The sequence below is a fragment of the Mesorhizobium neociceri genome (assembly GCF_013520985.1).
GTDB classification, from domain to species: Bacteria; Pseudomonadota; Alphaproteobacteria; order Rhizobiales; family Rhizobiaceae; genus Mesorhizobium; species Mesorhizobium neociceri.
Genome location: NZ_JACDTY010000012.1, coordinates 1 through 25,469, shown reverse-complemented (window position 1 = coordinate 25,469; position 25,469 = coordinate 1). Strand labels below are relative to the sequence as shown.

Here is a 25,469-nt window from a genome sequence, read left to right as displayed (position 1 = left end):
GAGATGAACTGGATATCGATCGGCTCCATCTCGGATATTCCGCGCCGCGGCGCGCGCTGCGTCGCCACGCCGGAAGGCAAGGTTGCCGTGTTCCGCACTCAGGACGATCAGGTCTATGCCATCGACGACCATTGCCCGCACAAGGGCGGGCCGCTCAGCCAGGGCATCGTCCACGGAACGGCGGTGACCTGTCCCTTGCACAATTGGGTGATCTCGCTGGAGACAGGCAAGGCGCTCGGCGCTGATGAGGGTGCGGTGCGCACCATTCCTGTGCGGATTGAGGGCGAGCAGCTGTTCATTGCGCTGGAAGCGCTGGCCAGCCGCGCGGCCTGAATCATGGAGATCGACGCAGCGCGCGAGGTGAGGACCACCTGCCCCTATTGCGGGGTGGGTTGCGGCGTGCTGGCGAAGGTCGCCGCGGACGGGCAAGTGTCGGTCCGCGGCGATCCTGACCACCCGGCGAATTTCGGCCGGCTCTGCTCCAAGGGCTCGGCCCTGGCCGAAACCATCGACCTCGACGGCCGGCTGCTCCATCCGGAGATCAGCGGTCGCCGCGCCGGCTGGAACGAGGCGCTCGATCTCGTCGCTTCGACCTTCTCGCAAACCATCGCCGAGCACGGTCCGGACTCCGTCGCCTTCTATGTCTCCGGCCAGTTGCTGACCGAAGACTACTATGTCGCCAACAAGCTGATGAAGGGCTTTATCGGCTCGGCCAACATCGACACCAATTCGCGGCTGTGTATGGCCTCATCGGTGGCCGGCCACCGCCGCGCCTTCGGCTCCGACACCGTACCGGGAACCTACGAGGATTTCGAGCTCGCCGACCTGATCGTGCTCGTCGGCTCCAACCTCGCCTGGTGCCATCCCGTGCTCTACCAGCGAATCGCCGCAGCGCGGGAAAAGCGGCCCGGCATGAAGATCGTGCTCATCGACCCGCGCCGTACCATGACCGCTGACATCGCCGACCTGCATCTGGCGATCGCACCGGATGGCGACGTCGCCTTGTTCACCGGGCTGCTCGCCTATCTCGGCCAACACAACGCGCTAGACTGCGGCTACATCTCTGCGCACACTGCCGGTTTCGGCCAGGCCCTTTTTGCCGCTTCGAAGCTCGACCTTGCCGGAGTTGCCGCCGCCACTGGCCTCAGCGAGGATGAGCTCACCCGCTTCTACAGCCTGTTCGCGGCCACTGCGAAGACGGTGACGGTCTACAGCCAGGGCGTCAACCAGTCGTCGCAAGGCACCGACAAGGTCAACGCCATCATCAACTGCCATCTCGCGACCGGCCGCATCGGCAAGCCTGGGGCAGGGCCGTTTTCGGTGACCGGCCAGCCAAACGCCATGGGCGGTCGCGAGGTCGGTGGCATGGCCAATATGCTGGCCGCCCATATGGAGATCGAAAACCCTGAGCACCGTGACCGCGTCCAGCGTTTCTGGAATGCGCCGGCCGTCGCGCAAAAGCCCGGCTTGAAGGCGGTCGAGATGTTCCAGGCGCTCGCTGACGGACGCATCAAGGCGCTGTGGATCATGGCCACCAACCCGGTCGATTCGATGCCAGACGCCGATGCTGTGGAAGCGGCGATCAAGGCCTGCCCCTTCGTCGTGGTCTCGGACGTGCTGACAAACACGGACACGGTCCGCCACGCCCATGTCCGGCTGCCCGCCGCCGCCTGGGGCGAAAAGGACGGCACCGTCACCAATTCCGAGCGCCGCATCTCGCGCCAGCGAGCGTTCCTGAACCTGCCCGGAGACGCGCGACCCGACTGGTGGATTGTCGCCGAGGTCGGCAAACGGATGGGTTTTGGCGAAGCGTTTTCTTATTCGTCGCTGGCGGAAATCTTCGCAGAACATGCCGAGCTATCGGGTTTCGAGAATGATGGCGCGCGCGATTTCGATATAGGAGCTTATGCCGGGATCGATGCGGCGGGGTATAGAGAATTGGCCCCGTTCCAGTGGCCGGCGCCGAGTCGACAAGAAAGTGACACTCTGGCTGGATGTAACCCTTCCAGCATCCGCTTCTTCGCCGACGGTAATTTCTACACACCCGACCGCAAGGCGCGCTTCATCGCTATCCGCCCAACCGTCGAGACACGCACCAGCCCGGACTATCCGCTGATCCTCAACACCGGCCGCGTCCGTGACCATTGGCACACCATGACGCGCACAGGCAAAAGCCCGCGGCTGTCCCAGCACATCGCCGAGCCTTTCGTCGAAATCCACCCGGCGGATGCCGGGCATCATGGCATCAGCGACGCCGACATCGTGCGCATTTCCAGCCCGCGCGGCGATGTGCTGGTGCGCGCGCTGGTGACAGCACGCCAGCGCCAGGGCAGCCTGTTTGCGCCGATGCACTGGACCGATCAGTTCGCTGCAAGAGGCCGGCTTGATGTGCTGACCGCCCCGCTGACCGACACGATTTCTGGCCAGCCGGCGCTGAAACATGTGGCCGCCCGCATCGAGAAATTCTCCGCAAAGGCGTTCGGTTTCGCGGTAATGCAACAACTGCCAGTGGCGATTGCCGCAAGCTACTGGGCCGTGGCCAAATGCCGGAGCGGTTGGCGGGTAGAGCTGGCCTTTGCCGATGACGACATCGACTGGGCCGCATTCGCCGGTTCGTTGTTCGGCACGCCACCCGGGGCCGATATTCTTGCCTACCACGATCGCGACGCCGGCCAGCATCGCATCGCTGCCTTCGACGCTGATCGCTTATCGGGAGCGCTGTTCGTCGCGCCCGGCCCGGTCGCCGTGTCGCGCGGATGGGCGGCGGAACAGCTTGAGGAGAACCACCATGGCCAGCGCGAACGATTCCGCATCGTCGCCGGCCGCGCTGGAGCCGAACGGCCAGATGCCGGCGCGATCGTCTGCACCTGTTACGGCATCGGGGCCAACCAGATCGCGACGGCCGCGGCGGCCGGCTGCACGACCATAGATGCCATCGGCGGCGCCCTGAAAGCGGGCACCAATTGCGGTTCCTGCCGGGCTGAGATCAGGGCTATCATCCAGGTCAATCGGGTTCAGGCTGCAGAATAGCTGCAGGTCGCCCGAGGAACGGACCGTCTCGTCGATCTAGTTGGTCTTCAGCTTGCCAACGCGATTTTCAGCGATCCAGCGAGCGGCAAGTACCAGCGCGCCCATACTGAAATCCTTGCCATGCTTGGCCACCATTTCTTCCGAAAGCTCGGCCAGCCGTTCGAAAAATTCGTCCTTGCTCTTGTCCTCGGCGGTGAGTTCGGTCTGCATTTCATCCTCCTGTATCGTGCGGACAGCGTCCGCTATTTGAACATCTGCGCGGGGAAGGTGACGATCGCCGCGATGCCGTCGACGGTGCCCACCGCCAGGTGTCGTCCGTCGCCGGACCAGGCAAGCGCGGTGACCGCGCTGCCCAGCGGCCTGACGAGGAGCTCGTCCCGCGCGCCGATCTGGGCGACTATGATGCGGCCGTTGGCATAACCCGCCGCAATCAGCTTCTTTTCCGGGTGTGCCGCCACCGCCTCGACAAGAACCAGCCCGGCGCGGCCTGTCTCCAGCGCGCCGGAGGTTTCGCCGCCAACCGGCGGCGCCGTCATCGACCAGCCGGCGATCCGGAAGGCGCCCGAGGCAAACAGCGCATTCGCGGGTTGGCTCCAGCACATTGTCCGAACCGGTGATGGAAATCCCGCGACGACGTCCGTTCGGCCATCGGCCAGGCTGACCAGCGCAAACCCTCCTGTTTCGAGCCCGCAGGCCAACCATGTGCCATCGCTGCTCCAGCGGATCGATACCGGGCGTGCTGGGAGGGAGATATCGCGTATCAAGGCAGCTTCGCCTTCGACCGCCCAGATCGACAGCCTTTCACCAACGCCGCAGGCGAGGCGCCGCCCGCCTGGCGAGAAGGCGAGTGCATCTGTTGACAATGCCACACCGCGTCCCAGTTGCACGGCATCGCCTTGGCCACGCGAGAGAAAGACATCATTCCCATTGCTGACGGCTGTCGTGTCCGTCCTTGTGCTGTGGTCGATGGCTACGATCGGTCCATCGATCTTGACCAGGGAGGCCTCGATTTCACCGCCAGCGGTCAGATGCTGCACGTCGCCGCTGGCCGCGCCGACCAGAAAGCCGGAATGTGTGTGGGCGGCGATCGGAACATCCCCATCTCCGAATGCCGCTGTGGCGATCAGCGGCACTGGTGGCTTCTCCCTGGGGCGGATTGTCGTCTGCCCGAGATCATGGCTCACCCTGAGCCGCGATTCCGGCGGCTCGTGATCCGCGATCGTGGCTATGGCGACGGTTCCATCCACCGAGGTGAAGGCGACAGCCGTACCGTCGGTGCTGAAGCGCAGATCGGCGATCGCCGACGGTCGTTGCCAGCTGCGGGCCAGGAGGTCGAACAAGGTCAGGTTCTGCATCGTCTGCTGGTTCATGCTGCCTCTCCCGTCAGTTCTTGTTCGCTGTTGCGACAAGCCGGCGATCAAGCTCCTCGATGTCGGCTTCGACAGCTATGATGCGATCCTCACAAGCCGCGCATGCCTGCACGATTGCCGTCATGCTCTGCTCAGCCTCATGCAAGTCCCGCACCAGTTGCGCATTGGCGCCGCTCCTGCCGATTTCCAGCTCCAGGCGCAGCACGTCCATTTCGATACCGGCGCGTTTCTGGTTGAGCCGCAGTGCTTCCGCGGTAAGCGCCGAGACGCTGGCGACGAGATGGAGCCGGCGAGCGAGCAGCGCGTCGCGCCTGGCCGTTTCGGATCCTTCGGTCATTTTTCGCTTCCCAAAGGCCCGGGCGGTTTTTCAAAAGCGGACAGCAGTTTGGGCAATGCGCCGGCCTGCGACTGGAACTGTTTTTCGGCTGTTTCGATGTGGCTCTTGAGCTGGTCCCAGATGTCGACACGGATCATCGATGTCGTGTCGCCGGTCAGCCGCTCGATCTCGTCGACACGGAACTGACGCGTCAGTGAAACGCCCGAAAACACGAAGTCGCGCAACAGGATCGCGTGGCTTTCGATGAACAGATGGATCATAGGATGCGTCTCCGTGGTGACGCCGCCGGCGGCAAGCTCGGCCCGGATGAAATCCTGGAAATGGCTCTGCAGGCGGTGCTGGCTCTCGCCCATGAAGCGCATGACGAAGACCAGATCGCGGGGCATCAGCTTGACAAGATCGCCGGTGACGCCATCGGCATGGCTGGACATTGGTCCGGTCGGCTCGCTTGCGTCCTTGTCGTTCGGCATTGTTTTTCTCCAGTGCCAGGCTGACCCCAAGGGCCGTCGCCTTCAAATAGTAGAGAAAGACAAAGAGTTAAACAGATAATATGGTTTTTGACATTTTGCTGCGATTGCTAACTAGATATATTGCAGATGCGAATATATGATAAATATTACAGGCGTAAGTTACAATTGTAAAAGAACGTTACAGTTGGACGTAGGATCGCCTGCCGAAAGGGCGGCGGTCTTGTTTTGAATGCCGGTCATGAGCGCTATTTTAAAACTGGCACGACGCTTGCTTTGTTCATTTTCATAAGAAGCCCATCGCGCTTGTCGCGGTGCCAAAAGAACGAAGGAACGGAGGAAGCAGAACCGCTTCGATACGCCCATCGCACATGCGGTAGGCGTCGCGGATCCCTGCCAGACGCCTCGAAACCTTTGCCCCGATCCACTTGAACGGCCGGACCTCGGGTCGCGCCTCGACGCGCAACGCTCTGTCATGCCGATCGCATTCTCACTGGCGGTGCTTTGCCGCTTCATGCCGGGGTCAAGGGACCTGCGGCTCAAACCTGGTGGAGGCTTATGACCATGACGTCTCTGACGCTCAATAAGATTACCTCGCAACGCGGAATTTCCGTGGGCGAGGCAACCAAGAAGATCGCCGATCTCGGCTGGAATCCTTCCTACGTGCAGGAAGCGATGACATTCCCGACCGACTACAAGATCAACAAGACGCCGCGCGACCCGATGAAGCAGGTGCTGCGGTCCTATTTCCCGATGCAGGAAGAGAAGGACAACCGTGTCTACGGCGCACTCGATGCGGCATTGCGCGGTGACATGTTCCGCAACGTCGAGCCGCGTTGGGTCGAGTGGATGAAGCTCTTCCTGGCCATCATTCCGTTCCCGGAAATCTCCGCCGCCCGCTCGATGGCGATGGTCGCCCGCATTGCACCCGGCGAAGAACTCCGGACCGGCTTCACCATGCAGATGATCGACGAGTTCCGTCACTCGACGATCCAGATGAATCTGAAGAAGTGGTACATGGAGAACTATATCGATCCGGCCGGCTTCGACATCACCGAGGAAGCCTTCGGAAAATGCTACGCCACCACCATCGGTCGGCAGTTCGCGGAAGGTTTCATCACCGGCGATACGATGACCGCCGCCTGCATGTACCTGACCGTGGTCGCCGAGACCGCCTTCACCAACACACTGTTCGTCGCCATGCCTTCGGAGGCCGCCCGCAACGGCGACTATGCGCTGCCGACCGTCTTCCTGTCGGTGCAATCCGACGAGAGCCGGCATATCGGCAACGGCCACTCGCTGCTGATGGCGGCGCTCAAGGAGCCGGAGAACCATCTGCTGCTCGAGCGCGACCTGCGCTACGCCTTCTGGCAGAACCACGCCATCGTCGATGCGGCCATCGGCACCTTCATCGAATACGGCACCACCAACCGCGACAAGAACAAGGAGTCCTACGCGGAAATGTGGCACCGCTGGATCTATGAGGACTACTACCGCACTTACATGCTGCCGCTCGAGAAATATGGCATCAAGGTCCATCACGACGATGTCCAGGCAGCCTGGGAGCGCATCACCAAGAAGAATTACGTCCACAAGGTCGGGCAGTTCTTCGCGGTCGGCTGGCCGGTCAATTTCTGGCGCATCGAAGCCCAGACCGACAAGGACTTCGAGTGGTTCGAGCATAAGTATCCAGGCTGGTACGCCGAGTTCGGCGAGTTCTGGAAATGGTACGCCAAGCTCAGCCACAAGGGCGAGAAGGTGCTGCTGTTCAACAGCGACGTCGGCTACGTCTACCCGCACCGCTGCTGGTCGTGCCTCGTTCCCTGCCTGATCCGCGAGGACATGGTGGTCGGCGAGATCAACGGCGAACTCTACACCTTCGCCCACGAACTCGACCGCTGGACCACGATGGTCGCCTTCAACGACGAGTATGAGGGCCGTCCGACGCCCGCCATGGGCCGCTTCAGCGGCAAGCGCGAGTGGGAGACGCTCTATGACGGCTGGGATCTGGCCGATGCCATCAAGGACCTGAACTTCGTCCGCTCCGACGGCAAGACACTGGTTCCGCAGCCACATCTACGCTTCGACGACAAGGAGATGTGGACGCTCGACGATGTGCGCGGCAACACGCTCGGATCGCCGCTCAATGCGCTGCGTGGCATGTCGCCCGCGGACCGCGAGAAGCACCTGGCGGAGTACCGGGCCGGCTTCACCATCAATCCCTGCAACTGATCAGGAAAAAAAGGGGGGCGGGTTCGTCCCGCCCCTTCCTTTCACTGGAGGTCCGTATGTCGGAAACCCACACGGTCAGGCTCAGTCCGGTCGGCGTCGAATTCGAGGTCGAGAACGGCGAAACGGTGCTCAACGCCGCATTTCGCCAGGGCATCGCCCTGCCGCACGGTTGCAAGGAGGGGCAATGCTCGGCCTGCAAAAGCGTGTTGCTCGAAGGCGAAGTCGACATGCTGAAATACTCGACCTTCGCACTGAACGACATGGAGAAGGAAAGCGGCCACGTCCTGTTGTGCCGTTGCATCGCCTACTCCGACCTGGAAGTCGAGCTTCTCAACTACGACGAGGAGATTTTGGCGAAAGCGATCGCCGTGAAAACGTACAAGGGCCGGATTGCTCGCATCGAGCAGCTGACCCACGACATTCGCGGCATCGAGATCGAACTCGGCTCCCCAATGAAGTTCTGGGCGGGGCAATATGTCGACATCACGGTTACCACGCAAAAAGGGGAGACGATTACGCGCTCGTTCTCCATGGCAAATACGCCGGACCAAACCCAAAAACTCTCCTTCATCATCAAAAAATACCCTGAAGGAAAGTTCTCAGGTGAACTCGATTCCGGAGGCATCAGGGCCGGAGCCGAAGTCACCGTCGTCGGACCCTACGGAACCTGTTTCCGCCGCGACGAACGGCAAGGACCCCTGATCCTGGTCGGCGCCGGATCGGGCATGTCGCCGATCTGGTCGATCCTCAACGACCATCTGAAGAGCGGTGAGAAGCGTCCGGTGTATTTCTTCTACGGCGCCCGCACCCGCAACGACCTGTTCTACCTCGACAGGATCGCCGAGCTGGTCGGCAATCATTCCGACGTCACCTTCATTCCCGTGCTGTCGCACGCCAATGACGACGCCGAATGGCAAGGCGAACGCGGCTTCGTTCACCAGAGCGTCGACGCCATGCTCAAGCAACTCGCGGTCGACGGGCAGGGCGATGTCCATGCCTGTGGCCCACCGCCGATGATCGATGCGCTGCAGCCGGTGCTGTTCATGAACGGCTTCGAAACGGAGCGGATATTCTTCGACAAGTTCACCACATCGGCGGGTGCGACGCCGGCCCTTTGAGGGCGGCAACGCGCAAGCCAACCACAACTGCAACAAGGGAGAGAGACTATGCCTGCAACCTCGAGTTCAGTCGGATCCGGAGCCGCCGGTGCTGCGATCTTCGCCGACTCCGACAGCCGGAAATACCGGTATTTCGAGCCGAAAGGCCAGCGTGCAACCCACTATGAGGACATGACGGTCGACGTGCAGCCCGATCCGGAACGCTATTTGATCCAGAACTGGATCATCTCCTTCGCCGACGGCAAGGGCGCCTATGTCAAGCAGAACACTGCCGCCCAGAGTTCCAACTGGCATGCCTTCCGCGCCCCCGACCAGGAATGGGAGCGCACGCACTACCAGCGCCAGTCGAAGATCGAGACGATGGTGCAGAGCGTCATCAACAATGCCCGCAAGTCGGGCGCGCCGAAGACCTTCGACAAAGCCTGGGTCAAGATCCTGCAAACCCAGCTCGGCGCCTGGAAGCATGCCGAATTCGGCCTCGGCACTTCGCTGATGCAGGCGCAGCGTTACGGCTACACCCAGATGATCAACAACGCGACGCTGACCAACTCTTCCTACAAACTCAGGCTTGCCCAGGATATCACGCTCTACCTTGCCGAGATAGGCATGGATCTGCCCGGCTGGGACGACGAGCTCGGCAAGAGGGCCTGGCTCGACGACAAGAACTGGCAAGGCACGCGCGAAGCGGTCGAAACCATCATGGGCGCGACCGACTATCTCGAGCAGTATTTTGCCATCAACATTGTCTTCGAGCCGCTGGTCGGCGAGGTGTTCCGCTCAGGCTTCCTGATGCAGATCGCCGCCGCCAACCATGACTTCATCACGCCGGCGGTGATCTCGGCCGCCGAGGCCGACTACGAGCGCAACCTCGCCAACACGATCGACCTCATCCACATGCTCGCCAATGACGAGAAGCACGGCGCGGCGAACAGGAAGCTCTTCCAGGGCTGGGTCAAGAAACACGGCGCGCTCGCCGACAAGGCAGCCATCGGCCTGCAGCCGATCTGGTCGATGCCGCATTCCAAGCCGGTCGCATTCACTGACGTCCGCGCCAAATCCGAGGAGCGGATTGGCCAGATCCTCGGCGAACTCGGCCTCAAGCGCTGAAACAGGGAGAAATCGTCATGTCATTAGCAGCACGCGACGCAACGCATTCCAACATCTTCAAGGCGATGAAGGACATCACCTTCGAGCAGACGATCTCGCATCAGTGCGGCGTCACCATGAACGACTCGGTCGAAGCTCGCGCCATTGCCGAATTCATGGGCCAGAAGCCCGGTGTCACCATCACCTACCAGCCGGCGCTGATCCGCATCGACGGCGACGGCAAGCTGATCTTCAAGATGGACGCGATCGGCGAATATCTCGGCCGCGAGATTTCGGCCGAGACCTTCGAGGTCAACACCTCCACCCATTACGGCCGCATGGTCCGCGTCGACGACAACACCGTGATCCTGTTCGGCAACATGGACGAGATGTTCGAATACATCGAATAACCGTCAAGGAAACTGGCGCGCCGCAGGTGCGGCGCGCCGAACCGATCAATGCGATTGCTGCGGAGGCAACCATGTACAGAACACCGGAAGGCAAGGACATTTTCGTGGTCGACGGCCACACCCATTTCTGGGACGGCAGCCCGGAAAACCAGAAGAACATCCACGGCAAGCAGTTCATCGAATGCTTCTATGCCTATCACACGGGCTTGAGCCCGAAGGAACAGCTGTGGGAAAAGAGCAAGTTCGAGAAATACAGCGCCGACGATCTCTATCGCGACCTGTTCATCGACGGGCCTGACGATGTGGCAATCGTCCAGTCGACCTACCTCAGGGATTTCTACAAGAACGGCTTCAATACGATCGAGCGCAACGCCGAGGTCGCCAAGCGCTATCCCGAGCGTTTCATCGTCAACGGCGCCTTCGACCCGCGCGACGGCGAGAAGGCGCTGGAATACATCCACTTCCTCAAGGAGACCTACAACGTCAAGGGCGTGAAGATGTACACGGCCGAGTGGAACGGCGCCTCCAAGGGCTGGAAGCTCACCGATCCCGATGCCTACAAATGCTTTGAACTCTGCGACAAGCTCGGCATCAGGAACATCCACGTCCACAAGGGGCCGACGATCATTCCGCTTAGTAAGGATGCCTTCGACGTTCATGACGTCGACCACGCCGCGACGGATTTTCAAAACCTCAATTGGATTGTCGAGCATTGCGGCCTGCCGCGTCTCGACGATTTCTGCTGGATCGCGACGCAGGAAACCAATGTCTATGGCGGCCTGGCGGTGGCGCTGCCCTTCATCCACGCCCGCCCGCGCTATTTCGGTGAGGTCATCGCGGAACTTTTGTTCTGGCTCGGGCCGGAGAAGATCCTGTTCGGCTCCGACTACGCGATCTGGACGCCGCGCTGGCTGGTCGAGAAATTCTGGGCCTACCAGATCCCGCAGGATATCGCCGCCGAACGCGGCGTGCAGCTTACCGACGAGATCAAGGAGAAGATCCTCGGCCTCAATGCCGCGCGTCTCTACAATATCGACGTCGAAGCCAAGAAGAAGGCGCTCGCCAGTTCGCCCTTCAGCATCGCGGCGGAGTAGGAGCCATGGCAACCGCCAGCGTTTCCGGCGACTGCCAGAAGGAACTCTGGCAGCGCCTTGGTGAGGTCAACGACCCGGAACTCGACGAACCCATCACCGAGATGGGCTTCGTCGAGCGGGCTGATGTGACGGTCGATGGCAGCGTGGAGATAGATTTCCGCCTGCCGACCTACTGGTGCTCGCCCAACTTCGCGTTCCTGATGCTGGACGGCGTCCGCAAGGCGCTCGACCAGCTCTCCTGGGCGCCGGCCTATCGCGTCAAACTGCACGACCACATGTTCGCGGAGGAGGTCAATCGCGGCATGGCGGAGGGCAAGACCTTCGGCGACATCTTCGCCGTGCTTGCCGAGGATCAGGATCTCGGTGCCTTGCGTGAAACCTTCGCAATGAAGGCATTCAAGCGGCGCCAGGAAGCGGTTCTGCGCGGCCTCAAGGCGCATGGCCTGACCGATCGCGAAATCCTCGGCATGGATTTGCCGGCCTATGACGTCGCGCGGTTCGAGCCGGGCGAGGCGGCCAAGCAGAAGCCGCGATACCGGGCGGCTCTGCTCGAGCGTTTTCCGGACCGCCGGGCCGATGATCCTGTGTTCGTGACCTGGGACGGGCAGCACATCCCGCACGGCGCGCTCAGCGCCCATCTCGCCGAACTGCGCGGTGTGCGCATCAACATGGAGTTCAACGGCGCACTGTGCCGTGGGCTCAAGCAGACGAGATACAAGGAACTGGATGTGGTCGACGGCGAGCCGACGCTGGTCGATTTCATTCTGGATCGCGTGCCGGCACGAACCGCGCCGACCGCCTGAAGCAGAGCTGACAGCAACGGCCTCCCTCGCACGAGGCCCCCAACCAACAACCCGCCCGTAAGGCGGAAGGAGGAATCATGCCCAAGATAATGCTTCACAATTCGCAGGCCCGTCGTGCTCTCGCCCGCGGCGTTTTCCGGCTCGCCGCCGCCGTCGAGCCGACGCTCGGCCCCAAAGGCATGAACGCCATGATCGATCGGCCGATCGGCACGCCGATGGTGACCCGCGACGGTGTCAGCATCGCTTCCGAGATCGAGCTGCACGACCGTTTCGAAAACATGGGTGCGCAGGTCGTCCGCGAAGTGTCGATGCAGACCAACGAGGTGGCCGGTGACGGCACCACGACGGCCATCGTGCTCGCCAATGCGCTCATCCAGGGTGGTGTCGAGGCGAATGAGCGCGGGGTGAAATCCGTTGATCTGTGCAAGGGCATCGACCTTGCCGTGGCGGCGGTGGTGGCCGCGCTCAAGGCATCGGCCAAACCGGCAAAGGGCAACGGCATCCTGGCGTCGGTCGCCAACATCGCGGCGACCAACACCACACTTGGCGCCCTCGTGGCTGAGGCCCATCAACGCGTTGGGATCGAGGGCGTGATCACCACGGATTTCAGCGTCACCACCGAGACCACGCTCGATGTCGTCGAAGGCATGTCGTTCGAACGCGGCTATCTCTCGCATCACATGGTGACCGACCAGGAGAAGATGGAGGCTGTGCTCGAACGGCCCTACATCCTGATGACCGATCTCAAGATCAAGGAGCCCGGGCAGCTCGATGCGGTTCGCCGCATCGCCGACGAGGATGGCCGGCCGCTGCTGATCGTGTCCGAGGAGATGTCGCCGGAAGTGGTGGTGAGGTTGCTCGGCAAGCAGGGACCGGGACGATACCTCGTTGTCCATCCGCCGGAATATGGCCATTGGCGCAAGGCGATGATGGAAGATCTCGCCATCATCACCGGCGGCAAGGTGATTGCCCGCGATCTTGGCGGTCGGCTCGAGGATATCACCGCCGATGATCTCGGGACCGCCGACCGGGTGAAGACCAGCTCGTCTTACACGTCGATCATTCGCGGTGGCGGCGACCATGCCGCAATCGCCTCGCGCCGCGCCCAGGTGCAGCGGCAGTACGAAGCCTCGCAGCCGAACATTGATCAGGACAAGCTGCGCGAACGCCTGGCCAAGCTCTCCGGCGGCACCGCGATCCTCTATGCCGGCGGTGTCACGCCTGTCGAGCAGAAGCGGACCATCCAGCTGATCGAGGATTCCCTGAATGCGGTGCGTGCCGCATCCGAGGAGGGTGTCGTCGCCGGCGGTGGTTCGGCGCTGGCCCAGATCGCGCCGCTGCTCGACAAGGTGGCGGCCGGCGTCGACGGCGATGTCGCCGAAGGTGTGCGCCTGGTGCGCTCGGTTCTGTCGCGGCCGCTGTGGCGCATCGCCGCCAATGCCGGCGCCGATCCCGAAGCGGTGGTGACCGAGGTCACCCGCATCAACGGCGGCTACGGCTACAACGCGTCGACCGGCGCGTACCAGAACATGTTCGAGGCTGGGATCATCGATCCCGTCCGCGTCACCTACACCGCGCTCGCCAACGCCGCTTCGGTGGCGACGCTGATCCTGACCACCGAAACGCTGATTGGCGACCTTGCCGAGGATGAGGATCCGACGGCCGGGCCGGCGCGTGGTGGCGGTTCCGAAAAGCTCGGCCGCGCCTGAAGCAATCCAGACAATCTCGACCCAGACAATCTCTACATTAAAGGGATACGACGATGAAAGCTGCCAGACTCTACGAATACGATCCCAAGATGAACGTCCGGCTCAAGATCGAGGAGGTCAAGGCGCCGACGATCACCGCGCCCGACGAGGTGATCGTGCGGGTCGGAGCCGCCGGCCTCTGCCGCACCGACCTGCACATCATCGAAGGCGTGTGGAAGCCGACCATGGATCCCGAGGGCACGCTGTTGCCCTACATCATGGGTCACGAAAATGCCGGTTGGGTCGAGGAGGTCGGCAGCGGCGTCAGGTCGGTCAAGCGCGGCGATGCGGTGATCTGCCATCCGTTCCGTTCATGCGGCATCTGCCTCAACTGCCGTCATGGCGAGGACATGTATTGCGACAACGGTCAGTTCCCCGGCCTCGGCATGAATGGTGGCTTCGCCGAGTATTTCATCACCAGCGAGCGTTCGCTGATCAAGCTGAATGCCAACATCACGCCGATCGAGGTGGCGCCGCTGGCCGATGCCGGCATCACCGCCTACCGCGCCGCCAAGCGCGCCGCCAAACTGCTGCGGCCAGGCAGCTACTGCGTGCTGCTCGGCATTGGCGGGCTCGGCCACATCGCGCTGCAATCGCTGCACGCGATTTCGGGCTGCCGCATCATCGCTGTCGACCGCGAGCCGGCGGCGCGGGTGTTGGCCAAGGACCTTGGCGCCGACTTTATCCTCGATGGCGGGCCAAACGTCGTCGAGGAAGTCAGCCAGATCACCGGCGGTGGCGCCCATGTGGTGATCGACTTCGTCGGCGAACTCGGTGTCGAGAACATCTGCTGGAAGATGGTGCGCAAGGGCGGGCAACTGTTCGTCGTCGGCTATGGCGGCAATATCAACGTGCCGACCGCGCATCTCGTCATCGAGGAGATCAACATCGGCGGTAGCCTGGTTGGCAATTTCACCGAGCTTGTCGAACTGATGGAGCTCAACGCCGACGGCAAGGTCAAGATGCACTACACCGAGTACAATCTGGCCAGCATCAACACCGCGCTCGACGATTTCAAGAACCGACGTTTCACCGGCCGCGGCGTCATCGTGCCCTGAAAAGCTTCTGGACTGAACGCGGCACAAACGGGCGTGCCGCGTCATGGCCGATGCCATGTCGTTTGCAGATCGGGAACGTCGGCGAAGCGCGATCCCCATACGAGTTTCCTTGCTTCGTGGTGTTTAAAAACGGGAGGACAACATGGATCTTGTTACGGGACTGGCCGTCGTCATCGGCATTATGGGTGGCATTGCGACATGGGCTGCGATCGCGATCGGCAACCCTTATCTGCTGATCTGGGCAGTGTTCGTCGGCTGGGGAAGTTTCTATCACTGCGGCGGCAAGGAGGCCGGGTTCAAGAACTCGGCGGTGGCAAACCTGTGGGGTGCGATCTGTGCGGCCGGTGCCTTGATTGCGCTGACATCTATCGGCGTTACCGCGATCATGGCCGGCATTTGCGTCGGCATTTCAATTATTGTCCTGATCCTCGCGGCCAAGCTGCCATTGTTGAGCGCCATTCCGTCGGCGGTCTACGGCTACGCAACGACCGCAGCGCTATTTCTGCTCGGTGCCGCCGCCTATGGCGAAGGTGCTGCAGGCATCGTCAAGGTCGCGACGGCCGTGGTGATTTCGCTGATCATCGGCAACGCCCTCGGCTACGCCTCGGAGAAAGTGACCGGTGCTGTCGTGAAGACCTGATCATGCCCCTGACGGTTGCCTGAAGGCAATTTCGGTCGACGATTTTCCCCCAACCGGCGGCGCGAATGCCGCAGGTTTTTTGTGCCGATGATTGAGCCTAGAGGAAGCCGCGCCGGATGCCGTATTGGCCGAGCTTGCGATACAGCGTCGGCCGCGAAATGCCGAGCCTCAGCGCAACCTTGCTGAGATTGCCGCCCTCAGCAGCAAGCGCATTCTTGATCGCCTGGCGTTCCGCATCCTCGAACGAACACACCGGCGCTTCGAGTATGGCTGTGGGATGGTCGTTGTGCATGGCCATGCTGTTGCGATTGCCCGCACTGATTTCTCCGGGAAGGTCCTGCAGTTCGATCGTGCCGCCGCGCGCCATGATGTGCAGGCGCTCGACCAGGTTCTTCAGTTCGCGCACGTTGCCCGGCCAGCGATACGTCAGCAGCGCGTCGAGCGCTTCGTTTGAGAACTCCAGCGGATCGTTGCCTCCCAGCTTCGCGATCTGCCGGTTGAAATGCTCGATCAGCAACAGCACGTCGTCGCCGCGTTCTCGCAGGGGCGGAACATGGATCGAGACCGCACCGATGCGGTAGTAGAGATCGCTGCGGAAACGCCCGGCGGCGACCTCCTGCTTGAGGTCGCGATTGGTCGAGGCGACCAGTCGCACATCCACCGACCGACCCCTGGAGTCGCCGATGCGGTGGACCACTCGCTCCTCCAGGACACGCAACAGGAAGGGCTGGATTTCGAGCGGCAACTCGCCGATCTCGTCAAGACTGAGCACGCCGCCATTGGCAAGTTCGAAGATGCCCGGCTTGCCGTCACGCGAAGCTCCGGTAAAGGCGCCGCCCACATGGCCGAACAACTCGCTGCCGAACAGTTCCTTGGTGATTGCGCCACAGTTCATGGCGATGAACGGGTCGGTTTCGGTGCGCCGGCTGCCGGCATGGACCAGCCGCGCAAACAGCTCTTTTCCAACGCCGGTTTCGCCCTCTATCAGCAGCGAGGTGACACCGTTCGAACCGGCCACCCGGGAGGCGACATCGACGGCAGCCAGCAATTTCTCACTCTCGCCGACGATCATTGCCGCGGCTGCCCGCAGGTGTTTGTTCTCCTGGCGGCGTATCGCCGTCGTGATCGAGACGGCCGGCACCGACGGGAACACCAAAGCCGCGCCACGAAGATCGCCATCAAGCTTCAGTGGCGTGACATGGCAGGACCGCAGATGTACCGGCAGCGCGTTGGCGAGGTCGGTGTCGGAGCCGGAGGCCGGCAGGTTCATGAGCCAACGACCACGCCCTGGTTCCATCGGGCCGTCCATCATCTCTGTCGTGTCGCCATTGGGGACGTTGTTGCAGAAGATCGCACGGCCACGATGATCGACGATCACCAACCCGTCCTTTCGGCGGTAGTTGGGAGCTGAGGAAATAAAGGCCTCTAGCAGGCGCGTGCGTTGCTCCTGCTGCTGCTCGGCCAGCGCCTTCTCGATCTGTCTGGCGGTGGCGGCGACGAGCGCTGTGTTGTGCGGCCGGAAGATCGGCGAATAGCCGGACAGGTCGACAACGCCGATGATCTTGCCATCCAAGGGATCGCGGATCGGCGCGCCGGCGCAGGTCCAGGATTTGATGCCGGCGCAGAAATGTTCAGCCGCGTGGACGAAGATCGGCTCACCAGTCCATAGTGCCGTACCGATGCCGTTGGTTCCGACGGCGTCCTCGTTCCACTTGCCGCCGATGCCCAGATGAATGTCCATGCCGTCATGCAGGGTCTTCTTGTCACCGATGGCATCGATCAACACGCCGTCGCCGTCGGCCAGCACCAGCATCGCGCCTGTCCCGTCCAGCAACTGACCAAGGGAGGCGAACGACCGGCGTGCCGCCGAAAGCAGCTCCGCATTGGCGCGGGTCAGATATTCGATCTCGTCGCGATCACTGCTCAGCGGCGCTTCGATGCCTTGCGCATTGATGCCGCCGGTGGCGCTGCGATACCAGGAATCGTGGATCAGCGAGCGAACGTGGACCGGATCGCGGGCGGATGTCGGCTCGTCGGAAAGAAAACTCTCCCAGGCGCGCATGGTGGCGCGCTCATCATAGTCGATCCTGTCCAGAACCAGTTGTCCGGTGGCCATCGACGCATGCGTCGCAAGGGCATCGGTTTTCATCGGATTGGGGCCGCTCGCGTTTCTCATTCAGTCATCACAGTACCTTTTGAGGTATGCCATTTCTGTATGCCGTCGCGAATTGGACGTGCAGAGCAACGCCCAACAGCCTGCCGTCAGTCGATGCCGAGCTTCGCGCCGATGTCGGCTGCAAGCTGCTCTTCGGTATAAGTCGCGGTCAGCCTGGATCCGTCCAGCCCGGCCAGCGCCTCGGCGATGATTTCGTCAACCGGCGAGAAAAAGCCGTTCTGCTTTGTTGCCAGGACGAAGATCTGCTCGCCATTCCGGTTGCGGACATCGCCGATATGATGAAGCTGGCGGCCGGTGTTCTGATCCTTGGAGATCACACGGCCGTTCATGGTGACGCGAATGGACGGGCTCGCTTCGGCGGCGGTCGCCGCGCTGCCGCCAACATGGATGATCAGCCCTTCAGCCTTCGGTTGCTGGCGTGGCTTCCTGGAGGCGGAATAGCCACCGCCGCTGATCTGGTCGGCAAGGCGAACGATGGTCGAGCGGTTCTGTTCGATCAGCCGCTTGACCTGAACATCCTCGCGCCGCGGGCCGTCCCGCTTGGAGATGATCTCGACCATGAATCCTCCCAGATTCGTTGGCTTGGCAGTGCCCGGGATACGGGTCATTCTTATTTGCAGCGAACCCTACACTGCCATCGCCAGCTTCGCCATTCACAATAGGTAGCGCTGAAATTCATCTCGGTGGTAGCAGGTGGCTGCTACACGGGATTTCCGGCGCTCCATCGTTGGAGCTGGTGGCGGTACTTTCCAACCATACGGCCGATCGCCGTGCAGACGGCGAGAACGGGTTCTTCTCGGACCGGCGCTATCGCGAATTGAGCAGCAGTACGGATGAGGCAAACGTGCTGGCCAAGGCTCTGGGCAATTGGACCGCCCTGCACATTATCGATCGGATATGGGCGGCGCTTGAGAGTTAGTGGTGCAGGTGCGACAATTGAAATCCAGGCTTGTGTTCGACGCCGGATAACAGCGATTCCGCCGACCGGAACATCTCTTCGAATTCCAGTTCGTTTTCAAACACCACGCCGCCGACGCTGATGGCCAGGGTATCCTCGGTTCCTTTCGGCGCGAAATAGGCTTGCGCCACGCGGGTCCGGATACGCTCGCCGATTTCCTTGGCGTCGTCTTCTGTCGCACCGGGCAGAAAGACCCCGAACATGGAGGTTCCGATGCGGCCCACCAGATCTTCCTTGCGCACCGATGACTGGATGGTCGACGCTATGAGCCGCAAGGCCTCGTCACCCCAGCCGAGCCCGAAGCGCAGATTGATGGACCTGATGTGTTCGGGATGAATGACCAGGAAGGCGCCAGATCTTGGACCGGACGATCCCTGCCTGGTTGTTCTCCTGTCGACCATCGACGTGAAGACTGTCCGGTTCAGGCAGCCTGTCAGGCTGTCAAAGGTCGCAGACTTGTTGAGTTCTTTTCGATAATGGCCGAGCTCGATCCGCTGCAGGCCAATGAACAGGAGAAGCGGGCCACCTATGATGACTGGCAACAGGGTCGCTGTGACCATGCTGCGGCCGAACGGCGTCAATGCTTCCGAGAACAGAAGCAGATAGTTTAGGCCAACGGAGAGTAGCAAAATTCCCGCCGATCCCAAGGCGGTCAGCCATGCGACGTTTTTCCATTGCTGGGGCGAGCTATTCGCCATCGGTGTCATCATTCGTCAATCTCCCGCCTGATCGAACTGTCATAGACCAGGGGTGCTGCACATTCAGTTTCGAGGAATCATACAATTTGAGTAATGGCGCAATCGCTTACCATTGGCCCGAAACCTGGCCTTCAAAGCAAGGGCCGCACTGGCAACGGTAGCGAAACCGAATTGTCGGCTATTGCGGCGGGCCGAATATGCCCATCTCAGCATCCTTGGCCACTGCCTCCGCCTTGCCGTAGATGTCACTCGCCAAGGCCGTCGCCCAGCCGTTGGAAACAAGCCAGGCACCGACATCCTGTTTGCCCAAATTGCACGGTGCGGCAATGGCGAAACGATCGATCTCCGGCGGCACGACGCATTTAAGCGCCCGACCGCGCAGCCAGGAATTGAAAGCTGCCCGTGCACGCTGGCCGCAAGGCCAGGCGACGTCGCGAAACAAACAGGTCTTGTCCAGGTCGATGCCCTGGACCCCGCTGATGGCTACCGTGCGTCCCATGGATTCGAAGGTCGCCGACGAGGTGGCAAGCGGTTGGTACAGCAGGACCGCTGGCCAATCCTTTGGCATCCGCATCCCTGCAGGCGAAGCCAGGCCAAGCTCGCTGAGTGGCGGGCGCGGCTCTACCCGCTCGATTTGCGCCAGATCAAGCGGTGGCGGCGCGATAAGGTCCTGAGCAATCTTGCGTGCCCGTCCTCGCCATGGCGTACTGGCGCCGGTCGCAGCCGGTCGCGTTGGCTGGCTATCGTCGATGGATTGACGTGGCGCTGATATCGGTCGGTCGATGGAAAGCAGATCGGCGGCTCGGATGATCAACAAGACCCCGGCCAGGAGCAGCAGGCTTCCGAGCAACACCACCAAGCGATCGCGCCTCAGCCAGCCCATCAGCTCAAGCAGATCCCAAGGCTTCTTGCCCCTCAGTACCCCGACGTCGATTTGGCGACCAGTTTGAGCGCACCTTTTTGAACCTGATAAAAGGGCATGGATCGTTCACTGGAGCCATCCGCCCGAAACCGGAACAAGCCGGTCGATCCGCGAAATCCGCTCCGATTTTCGAGCACCTGCTTGTTGAAGCCGTCGGGGCCGACCGAACTTGCAATCCCCGCTGTCAGGGCGACCATATCATAGGCGTAGGCGACATTGGCGTCGGCCGGATAATTGTAGGTCGTCTTGAAGCGATCGGCGATTGGACCGGTTTCGCTTGGGTCGAGCGTGGCGATGTAGGATCCTTCAAACAGTGGTTCCATCGGATGTTCCAGCCAGCGGTTGGTTCCAACGACGGCGACTGTTTTTCCGGGGATGCCTTTCGATTTGAGCGCCGCAAGAATCTGCGACGGACTATCGTCGCCGCTGGCGATGACGATGGCATCGGGAGCCTCGACCAGTGAGCCCATGTCGTTGACCGCTTTTGTGCCGCCGTCACCGGCCGCATACGGAATGGTGACGGCGAGCGTCGCGCCATAGATGCTGAGGCTGTTGGCGACCCGCTTTTCAACCGCGCCGGCATTCGCGCCGGCCGCGACGAGCAGCACGAACTTCTTTCTGCCTTTGGCCGCCAGGCCGGCTGCGCCCGCGGCCGCGCTGTCGGCCTCGTTGAGACGCACCGCATAGACGCCTGGGCCGCCGGCGAAATTGTCAGCCAGCGCCAGCACCGGCGGGCGCTGCGATCCCGACAGCTTGGCTATGTGCTGAGCGGCCGCGAGCTCGACCGGACCGATGACGATCTTGGTTCCAGTGGTGATCGCCTTCACCGCCAATTCGCTGGCGTGCGCGCTGTCACCCTTGGTGTCCTCGACCGTGACCGTGAGCAGTGCATTGCCAAGATCAGCCATCGCCAGCTTGGTCGCGTCGAGCATCTTTCTGCCGCTTTCGCCGACGTTGCCGGGAGCCGACAAAGGCAGCAGCATGGTAACCTTCGTCGGCCCGGTGCCGAGCGATTGCGTGGCTTGGGCCGGGCTGGCAGCGGCGCCGGCGGCCGGCGCTCCAGGTGCGGCGATCGCCGCCGGATCGAGCGCGTCCGAGACGCTGCCTTTCGACTGGCAGCCCGACACTATGCCGGCGAGCGCAAAGACGATCGCCCACGTCCACGAACGGTGGCGCTGCCGGCCAGATTCCATGATGCCTCCCCATATCCCGCCGGGTGTTTGTTCCGGTCTCATCCCATTCATCTTACGGCAGACTTGCCTCGCCGTCTTTGTAATTGCTGGACCTTGGTTTAGCTGTTGAAGAGTCTTGCCCGGAGCGCCTTGATCACCTTGGCTTGCCCGGCGCTTCGATAGTCGGCGCATTTCATGTATCGCGGCCCGGGCACGAAGAGCCGCCGCACGCAAATCCGCTTCCCCTGGGCAGGGGCGCCGTAATCTCCCGCTGTCGGGAATGCGGAGAACCCGAACGTCGCCACCGGCAGCGGACCGGCAACAGTGACGCCTTCCCTTGCCAATATTGCGCGCGCACGCCGGCAGTAGCGGACCGAAAGTTCGGAGAACCGGGTTTCACCGTGCCCGGCGCGATACTTCATGACGGTGGTGCAAAGATCGCCTGCGGCAAGACTGTTTGCCTGCGCCAGATATCTGACGCCGAGCGCGATGTTGGTGGCCGGCGCGCCAAGTTCCTCGAGCGAACCGCGAAAGCCAAGCATTCGCGCCGTTCCCGGCATCACCTGCATCAAGCCGACTTCGCCATCGGCGCCGTGCACATCGGGATCGAAACCGCTTTCGATCTCGATCACCGCGTGCGCCAGCACTGGCTCCAGGCCGTAAAGCGATGCCTGGCATGTTGCGAATGCCTTGAATGTCTCGCGCGTCCATTCCGGGGCGGCGTCACAGCGGACTGGCCGCGTCAAGGCGGACGGTGGTGGTCTCTCCAGGCCAGGTCGTTCCAGCCAGTTGGCGTGGGCTTGCGTGGCAAACTGGCCAAAACCGATCGATGCGATCGCCGCAGCGATCGCCTTGGTCAATCGTCCGCCGACCATCGCGGTCAGCCAAACGGCGCGGCTCGATCTCTACCGGTCAGTTCATGTACTCGACCATGCGGTCGTGGAAGCACTCGCACTTGTTGAGAGTGTCTTCGTCCTTGTAGTTCGTCTTGAGATAGCCATAGGCCATGCCGCAGGCGACCTTGGCTTCCGATGCCCAGACGAAGGCAGGGCGCGAAGAGTTGATCCATTCCGAGCTGTTGGCGACGGCCACCGACTCGTCCATCAGCTTCACCACCTCGGACTTGAGATCGACGATGTTGTCGTTCAGCACCAGGTTCGACGTGCCGACCGTTCGGCAATAGTCGGCCACTGGCCCCTCGATGATGTCGGCGGCGAAGCCCGTCGATCCAGCCAACAGCAGCGCCGCGGCCGAAGCCAGCAATCTTGCACAACGCTTCATTTAAGTCCCTCTCCAAACTGCGGTTTTATGTTTCGCTAATATGTAGCATGAGAGCACGGCCACGCATAAGTGCTAAATCGTGGCCGTGTGCTGTTGATGTTCTGTGTCGTCGTAGAGGACATTGATCGTGCCGGCGGCAGGCGCATTCTGCAGAACGGCGACATCCACGAAGTTGGCCGCATTGCCCGAGCCGCTGGTATCGACGCTCACGGTGCTGGTCGCGGTGTCGTAGTGCACATAGTCGGCTATGTTGCCGGCCGGCGCCTTGTCGAACAAAGCGCTCAAGTCGATCTTGTCCCCTTCACCGCCATGGTAGTCGGCGATCAGATCCTTGATGTCCAGATTGTCGATCTTGAACGTGTCGGCTCCCGAAGTGCCGGCGATGGCCGTCTGCGCAGGGGCGGCGAGCGAAGTGTCGAGCTCGACCTCGACATAGTTGCCGGTCGTCCCGTCGGCCATCTGGAAGGTTCCATTGCCGGTCACGGCTTGCCCATCGATTTCGCCGATAGCGGAGGCCGTTGTCGTGCTGATCGAAGTAATATCGTTATGAGCAAGGTTAGACAATTCGCCGGCGTCGCTGATGCCGTTGGCGTTGGCGTCCTTCCAGATCAGCAGGCTGTCGAAGGCCGCGTCGTTGTGGTCGATGAGGCCGTCATGGTTGCTGTCGAGCGATGCAAGTGCTGCCGCGCCGCTGGCGAAGTTGCCACCGCCGAAGTTCGGCGTGAACAGTTCGGTGCCATCGTCGATCTTGCCGTCATGGTTGAGGTCGACCGCCAACATGCCATCATGGGATGTGTTCCAGGCGACCTGGTCCTTCGTCCCGTCGCCGTTGAGGTCGAACTGGACGCCGTGATCGACATCGGAGAAGGCAAAGCCGTTATGGTTCAGGTCGAGGATGATGGGATCGATCGACCCTGTGATCAGGGTGTTCAGGTTCGCGATCGTGACCCCCTGGAGATCAACGAGAGTTCCCACGCCGGCACCTGCACCAGTCTGGGTGTAGATAAATGTATGGCTTACCGCCGCTATCGTTGCGGTGAAGGCGAGCGTCGCCCCGGCGTTTCCGATATCCGTTAGCGTCAGATACTGGACAGCCGCCGCCAAGCTTGCGGTGGATGTGACCGCCAATGGCTGGGTGAAGGAGTCGGTCCCGAAGAACGTGGCGATGCCGTTCGTGACCGAATGGGACTGAATCGTGTCCCCGCCGATCGTCAGGGTGGAGTCCCCACCATTGACGTTGCCGCCGGTCGCGGCCACGAGCGTGCCAGGCAGGCTCAACTTGTCGGTCCCGGCGACGAAGTCGGTGATGATGTCGTAGCCTGAGATCGTGCCAGCGTTGCCGGATCCACCGATGACGGGCGTCGAATCGCCGGCCCCGATCACGAAGGTGTCGGCGCCTGCGCCGCCTGTCATCGTGTCCGCGCCCGCAAACCCTTGCAGGATATCGTTGCCTCCGTTGCCATTCAGCGTGTCGCCATTGGCCGTACCCTGCATGGTTTCGGCATCCGCCGTGCCGGTATAGGTAACACCGTTGACAACGTGAACGTCCAGTTGCTGTGCCGTTGACGTATCGCCGTCTGCGTCTTTTACGGTGACGTTGAAGGTCAGATCGGCATTCTGGGCTGTCGTCGTTGTACTGACGAGCCCGATATCGGAAATCTTGAAGCCCAGATCGTTGACATCGGAACTCAAATTTTGCGTCGTGGTGCTCGCTCCGCCGGCGCCGATGGCACCGTTGAGATTGATGGCCGTGCCGGTGATGCCTTCATCGGTCGGTGTGACTTGGGCGCCCACTAGCACGTAGTGCTGACCTGCAGCATTGTAGTCATTCGATTCGATGATCAACAGGCCGTCATTGTTGTCGAGCGTTACGCCCGAGTAGACACCCGGACCAGTGCCCGGGCCCTTGAAGATGTCGCCGTTCTCAACAAACACTGCCTTGGTCGTATAGGTGCCGGCAACTGTATCGTAGAGTTTCAGGATGACGATGAAGTCTTCGGAGTTCCCGATGCCATCGAACTTCAGGAACATCGAACTCACCTGTGCGTCAGGCGTCAAAGCCGTAAATCCCGTCGGGTTCGTGGTGAAGAAGTCCATGTCCATGACTTCTCCCTTGCCCATTGTATCGCCGGCAACGCCGTTTGCCGTGCCCGAGATGGACACGAATGCCGAACTCTGGGTGATCAATTCTCCGTTCACATAGGTAAGCGGATTGCCGTCAATCGAACCCGATTGCAAGTTGTCGACTCCGTTGCCGGAGCCCGGTTCCGCATAGCCGGTGAACTGGATGAACAGGTTTGCATTGACCTGAGCTACCGCCACATCCGGCTGGCTGTTGTCAATCGTCGAGGATCCCGGCTGATAGCCGACGATAGAAGACGAATTGCTCACCGTGCTGATCGTTACCGCAGAAATCGGGTCGACCAGATCCACGGTGTAGGTTCCCGCCACCTTGTCGAAAGTGATGGTGCCCGTTTCCTGAGTGGTCGCCCCACCCGTGAGATAGCTGAAGCTGACGTTGAAGACGGCCTCTGTCGAAGTTTCAGAAGCCCAGGCTACGGTCGGCGTCGTGATCGCGTTTCCAGCCACGGTGCCGGCCAATGTGATGGCGGCAAAGTCAGAATTGACGGCGCTATACGTGGTATGTTCGTCAGCCCCGATCGAGTAATCGAAGACGCCGGTTCCGCTGACGGTCCCGCTGTTGGCAAAATAGAGATCAGTATTGTCGAGAACTGACGGGCTGTCGTCGTCGAAGGTGACGGTCAGCGTGCCCGGTGCCGTCGAGCCGTCGGCGTCGGTGATGACATAGCCCAGATTGACGGTCGCGTCGGTCGCCTCGTTGTTGGGGCCACCCGCATGCAGCACGTTG

Annotated in this window: 24 protein-coding genes; 12 read left to right on the top strand and 12 right to left on the bottom strand. The window is 61.6% G+C overall.

Annotation, left to right across the window (positions count from 1 at the left end; all coding sequences use genetic code 11):
- The first annotated feature begins 3 nt into the window (after positions 1-3).
- Both nirD and H0241_RS22380 read left to right on the top strand, forming a co-directional pair.
- The gene (gene nirD / locus H0241_RS22385) at positions 4-333 is read left to right on the top strand and encodes a nitrite reductase small subunit NirD (RefSeq protein ID WP_181060020.1); all 330 of its coding nucleotides are present in this window, start codon (positions 4-6) and stop codon (positions 331-333) included.
- A gap of 3 nt (positions 334-336) precedes the next feature.
- On the top strand, positions 337-3,030 hold the full coding sequence (locus tag H0241_RS22380; protein ID WP_181060019.1) for a nitrate reductase: 2,694 nt from the start codon (positions 337-339) through the stop codon (positions 3,028-3,030).
- A 36-nt stretch (positions 3,031-3,066) separates the two neighbouring features.
- Here the strand turns inward: H0241_RS22380 and H0241_RS22375 are convergent, their stop codons facing one another.
- Genes H0241_RS22375 through H0241_RS22360 form a run of 4 tightly spaced genes read right to left on the bottom strand, consistent with a single transcriptional unit; the run spans position 3,067 to position 5,207 of the window.
- Positions 3,067-3,240, bottom strand: coding sequence for a hypothetical protein (locus H0241_RS22375; RefSeq protein ID WP_167434275.1), 174 nt, complete (start codon positions 3,238-3,240; stop codon positions 3,067-3,069).
- A gap of 32 nt (positions 3,241-3,272) precedes the next feature.
- Positions 3,273-4,400 carry a WD40 repeat domain-containing protein gene (locus H0241_RS22370; protein ID WP_181060018.1) on the bottom strand — a complete coding sequence of 376 codons (1,128 nt, stop codon included), beginning with the start codon at positions 4,398-4,400 and terminating at the stop codon, positions 3,273-3,275.
- Positions 4,401-4,413: 13 nt separating this feature from the next.
- Positions 4,414-4,737 (bottom strand): hypothetical protein, encoded by a 324-nt coding sequence (locus tag H0241_RS22365; RefSeq protein ID WP_181060017.1) that lies wholly within the window; start codon positions 4,735-4,737, stop codon positions 4,414-4,416.
- Complete coding sequence (locus H0241_RS22360; protein WP_181060016.1) at positions 4,734-5,207, bottom strand: hypothetical protein; 474 nt, start codon at positions 5,205-5,207, stop codon at positions 4,734-4,736. The genes H0241_RS22365 and H0241_RS22360 overlap by 4 nt, the downstream gene beginning before the upstream one ends.
- 555 nt (positions 5,208-5,762) lie before the next feature.
- Between H0241_RS22360 and H0241_RS22355 the strand changes: the two genes are divergently transcribed.
- From H0241_RS22355 to H0241_RS22315, 9 genes are all read left to right on the top strand, one after another.
- Complete coding sequence (locus H0241_RS22355) at positions 5,763-7,436, top strand: aromatic/alkene/methane monooxygenase hydroxylase/oxygenase subunit alpha (RefSeq protein WP_210285037.1); 1,674 nt, start codon at positions 5,763-5,765, stop codon at positions 7,434-7,436.
- A gap of 56 nt (positions 7,437-7,492) precedes the next feature.
- Entirely contained in the window at positions 7,493-8,554 is a 1,062-nt protein-coding gene (locus H0241_RS22350; protein WP_181060014.1) for an NADH:ubiquinone reductase (Na(+)-transporting) subunit F, read from the top strand.
- A 48-nt stretch (positions 8,555-8,602) separates the two neighbouring features.
- A complete protein-coding gene (locus H0241_RS22345) occupies positions 8,603-9,661 on the top strand; it encodes an aromatic/alkene monooxygenase hydroxylase subunit beta (protein WP_181060013.1) in 1,059 nt (352 codons plus the stop codon).
- Positions 9,662-9,678: 17 nt separating this feature from the next.
- Positions 9,679-10,050, top strand: coding sequence for an MmoB/DmpM family protein (locus H0241_RS22340; RefSeq protein ID WP_096455128.1), 372 nt, complete (start codon positions 9,679-9,681; stop codon positions 10,048-10,050).
- Positions 10,051-10,121: 71 nt separating this feature from the next.
- The gene (locus tag H0241_RS22335; protein WP_181060012.1) at positions 10,122-11,144 is read left to right on the top strand and encodes an amidohydrolase family protein; all 1,023 of its coding nucleotides are present in this window, start codon (positions 10,122-10,124) and stop codon (positions 11,142-11,144) included.
- 5 nt (positions 11,145-11,149) lie between these two features.
- Positions 11,150-11,947 carry an iron-sulfur cluster assembly protein gene (locus H0241_RS22330; protein WP_181060011.1) on the top strand — a complete coding sequence of 266 codons (798 nt, stop codon included), beginning with the start codon at positions 11,150-11,152 and terminating at the stop codon, positions 11,945-11,947.
- A gap of 77 nt (positions 11,948-12,024) precedes the next feature.
- On the top strand, positions 12,025-13,656 hold the full coding sequence (groEL, locus tag H0241_RS22325; protein WP_181060010.1) for a molecular chaperone GroEL: 1,632 nt from the start codon (positions 12,025-12,027) through the stop codon (positions 13,654-13,656).
- A gap of 53 nt (positions 13,657-13,709) precedes the next feature.
- Positions 13,710-14,753, top strand: coding sequence for an NAD(P)-dependent alcohol dehydrogenase (locus H0241_RS22320; protein WP_181060009.1), 1,044 nt, complete (start codon positions 13,710-13,712; stop codon positions 14,751-14,753).
- A gap of 142 nt (positions 14,754-14,895) precedes the next feature.
- On the top strand, positions 14,896-15,393 hold the full coding sequence (locus H0241_RS22315) for a DUF1097 domain-containing protein (protein ID WP_181060008.1): 498 nt from the start codon (positions 14,896-14,898) through the stop codon (positions 15,391-15,393).
- A 97-nt stretch (positions 15,394-15,490) separates the two neighbouring features.
- Here H0241_RS22315 and H0241_RS22310 read toward each other — a convergent pair whose 3' ends face one another.
- Positions 15,491-17,569 carry a sigma-54-dependent Fis family transcriptional regulator gene (locus H0241_RS22310; protein WP_181060007.1) on the bottom strand — a complete coding sequence of 693 codons (2,079 nt, stop codon included), beginning with the start codon at positions 17,567-17,569 and terminating at the stop codon, positions 15,491-15,493.
- Between the two features lie 86 nt (positions 17,570-17,655).
- A complete protein-coding gene (locus tag H0241_RS22305) occupies positions 17,656-18,129 on the bottom strand; it encodes a hypothetical protein (protein ID WP_181060006.1) in 474 nt (157 codons plus the stop codon).
- Positions 18,130-18,305: 176 nt separating this feature from the next.
- Here H0241_RS22305 and H0241_RS22300 point away from each other — a divergent pair, with 176 nt between their 5' ends.
- Positions 18,306-18,488 carry a hypothetical protein gene (locus H0241_RS22300; protein WP_181060005.1) on the top strand — a complete coding sequence of 61 codons (183 nt, stop codon included), beginning with the start codon at positions 18,306-18,308 and terminating at the stop codon, positions 18,486-18,488.
- Here H0241_RS22300 and H0241_RS22295 read toward each other — a convergent pair.
- The 6 genes from H0241_RS22295 to H0241_RS22270 form a co-directional block, all read right to left on the bottom strand.
- Positions 18,485-19,237 (bottom strand): GGDEF domain-containing protein, encoded by a 753-nt coding sequence (locus tag H0241_RS22295; RefSeq protein ID WP_235984413.1) that lies wholly within the window; start codon positions 19,235-19,237, stop codon positions 18,485-18,487. The two genes, H0241_RS22300 and H0241_RS22295, sit on opposite strands and share 4 nt — an antisense overlap.
- Positions 19,238-19,403: 166 nt before the next feature.
- Positions 19,404-20,108, bottom strand: coding sequence for a thermonuclease family protein (locus tag H0241_RS22290; RefSeq protein WP_181060004.1), 705 nt, complete (start codon positions 20,106-20,108; stop codon positions 19,404-19,406).
- A 32-nt stretch (positions 20,109-20,140) separates the two neighbouring features.
- Positions 20,141-21,340 carry a type 1 periplasmic-binding domain-containing protein gene (locus H0241_RS22285; protein WP_181060003.1) on the bottom strand — a complete coding sequence of 400 codons (1,200 nt, stop codon included), beginning with the start codon at positions 21,338-21,340 and terminating at the stop codon, positions 20,141-20,143.
- A 98-nt stretch (positions 21,341-21,438) separates the two neighbouring features.
- Entirely contained in the window at positions 21,439-22,194 is a 756-nt protein-coding gene (locus H0241_RS22280) for a lytic transglycosylase domain-containing protein (RefSeq protein WP_181060002.1), read from the bottom strand.
- Positions 22,195-22,231: 37 nt separating this feature from the next.
- Positions 22,232-22,600 (bottom strand): hypothetical protein, encoded by a 369-nt coding sequence (locus tag H0241_RS22275; protein WP_142868946.1) that lies wholly within the window; start codon positions 22,598-22,600, stop codon positions 22,232-22,234.
- Between the two features lie 72 nt (positions 22,601-22,672).
- On the bottom strand, positions 22,673-25,469 hold a 2,797-nt coding region (locus tag H0241_RS22270; RefSeq protein ID WP_181060001.1), incomplete at its 5' end, for a beta strand repeat-containing protein.

What these genes read in the sequence shown, in the direction of transcription:
- H0241_RS22355 (WP_210285037.1), top strand. Translation starts at nt 5,763, where the DNA reads ATGACCATGACGTCTCTGACGCTCAATAAGATTACCTCGCAACGCGGA.
- H0241_RS22305 (WP_181060006.1), bottom strand. Translation starts at nt 18,129, where the DNA reads ATGGTCGAGATCATCTCCAAGCGGGACGGCCCGCGGCGCGAGGATGTT.
- H0241_RS22360 (WP_181060016.1), bottom strand. Translation starts at nt 5,207, where the DNA reads ATGCCGAACGACAAGGACGCAAGCGAGCCGACCGGACCAATGTCCAGC.
- H0241_RS22375 (WP_167434275.1), bottom strand. Translation starts at nt 3,240, where the DNA reads ATGCAGACCGAACTCACCGCCGAGGACAAGAGCAAGGACGAATTTTTC.
- H0241_RS22330 (WP_181060011.1), top strand. Translation starts at nt 11,150, where the DNA reads ATGGCAACCGCCAGCGTTTCCGGCGACTGCCAGAAGGAACTCTGGCAG.
- H0241_RS22365 (WP_181060017.1), bottom strand. Translation starts at nt 4,737, where the DNA reads ATGACCGAAGGATCCGAAACGGCCAGGCGCGACGCGCTGCTCGCTCGC.
- groEL (WP_181060010.1), top strand. Translation starts at nt 12,025, where the DNA reads ATGCCCAAGATAATGCTTCACAATTCGCAGGCCCGTCGTGCTCTCGCC.
- nirD (WP_181060020.1), top strand. Translation starts at nt 4, where the DNA reads ATGAACTGGATATCGATCGGCTCCATCTCGGATATTCCGCGCCGCGGC.
- H0241_RS22285 (WP_181060003.1), bottom strand. Translation starts at nt 21,340, where the DNA reads ATGGAATCTGGCCGGCAGCGCCACCGTTCGTGGACGTGGGCGATCGTC.
- H0241_RS22295 (WP_235984413.1), bottom strand. Translation starts at nt 19,237, where the DNA reads ATGATGACACCGATGGCGAATAGCTCGCCCCAGCAATGGAAAAACGTC.
- H0241_RS22320 (WP_181060009.1), top strand. Translation starts at nt 13,710, where the DNA reads ATGAAAGCTGCCAGACTCTACGAATACGATCCCAAGATGAACGTCCGG.
- H0241_RS22335 (WP_181060012.1), top strand. Translation starts at nt 10,122, where the DNA reads ATGTACAGAACACCGGAAGGCAAGGACATTTTCGTGGTCGACGGCCAC.
- H0241_RS22370 (WP_181060018.1), bottom strand. Translation starts at nt 4,400, where the DNA reads ATGAACCAGCAGACGATGCAGAACCTGACCTTGTTCGACCTCCTGGCC.
- H0241_RS22350 (WP_181060014.1), top strand. Translation starts at nt 7,493, where the DNA reads ATGTCGGAAACCCACACGGTCAGGCTCAGTCCGGTCGGCGTCGAATTC.
- H0241_RS22310 (WP_181060007.1), bottom strand. Translation starts at nt 17,569, where the DNA reads ATGAGAAACGCGAGCGGCCCCAATCCGATGAAAACCGATGCCCTTGCG.
- H0241_RS22340 (WP_096455128.1), top strand. Translation starts at nt 9,679, where the DNA reads ATGTCATTAGCAGCACGCGACGCAACGCATTCCAACATCTTCAAGGCG.
- H0241_RS22275 (WP_142868946.1), bottom strand. Translation starts at nt 22,600, where the DNA reads ATGAAGCGTTGTGCAAGATTGCTGGCTTCGGCCGCGGCGCTGCTGTTG.
- H0241_RS22315 (WP_181060008.1), top strand. Translation starts at nt 14,896, where the DNA reads ATGGATCTTGTTACGGGACTGGCCGTCGTCATCGGCATTATGGGTGGC.
- H0241_RS22345 (WP_181060013.1), top strand. Translation starts at nt 8,603, where the DNA reads ATGCCTGCAACCTCGAGTTCAGTCGGATCCGGAGCCGCCGGTGCTGCG.
- H0241_RS22380 (WP_181060019.1), top strand. Translation starts at nt 337, where the DNA reads ATGGAGATCGACGCAGCGCGCGAGGTGAGGACCACCTGCCCCTATTGC.
- H0241_RS22280 (WP_181060002.1), bottom strand. Translation starts at nt 22,194, where the DNA reads ATGGTCGGCGGACGATTGACCAAGGCGATCGCTGCGGCGATCGCATCG.
- H0241_RS22290 (WP_181060004.1), bottom strand. Translation starts at nt 20,108, where the DNA reads ATGGGCTGGCTGAGGCGCGATCGCTTGGTGGTGTTGCTCGGAAGCCTG.